The sequence below is a fragment of the Paenarthrobacter sp. CM16 genome (genome assembly GCF_013179505.1).
In the GTDB taxonomy this organism is placed as follows: Bacteria; Actinomycetota; Actinomycetes; order Actinomycetales; family Micrococcaceae; genus Arthrobacter.
The window spans coordinates 1-528 of the sequence record NZ_JABMCX010000613.1; the positions used below are offsets into that span (position 1 = coordinate 1).

Genomic DNA, 528 nt, shown 5'->3' on the forward strand with positions numbered 1-528 from the left:
GGCCTCCATCACGGACCAGATATGCAGCAAACCCTCCCGGATCTCCTCCTCGGACCGGGACGCACGCTCATTAATGAACATGATCTCGCTGATGCCCAAACCCTTCGACTGGCACCGGCCCAACAACTCCGCCGCCGTCCTGAACGGCAACGGCAACTCCTTCTTGGACTCCTCCAACTCCTGCTGAGCGGCGTTCTCCTCACCCTCACGGACAATGAACCCACCACCAACAGAAAAGAACGTCGCCTCCCGCACGATGTTTCCCTCAGCATCAGAGACAGCAAACTTCATCCCGTTCGTATGCCGCGGCAACACAGTCAACGGATGCAACACCATATCCTCCACCGCATACGGCAACTCCACCCCCTCACCCGAGGCACCAGCCAGGTTCAACACACCCGTCTCCGCAATAGCAGCCAACCGCGCCTCCACCTCCTCAGGCAGGATCAGCTCAGGGTGATAACCCTCCAAGCCCAACAAAGTCGCCGTCATGGTCCCGTGGCCACGACCCGTCGCAGCCAACGACCC

At 60.2% G+C, this 528-nt stretch carries 1 protein-coding gene; it reads right to left on the bottom strand.

Annotated features, from left to right (window positions below; all coding sequences use genetic code 11):
• The coding region (locus tag HP499_RS24815; RefSeq protein ID WP_305849770.1) for a serine dehydratase beta chain at nucleotides 1–528 on the bottom strand (528 nt) is incomplete at both ends.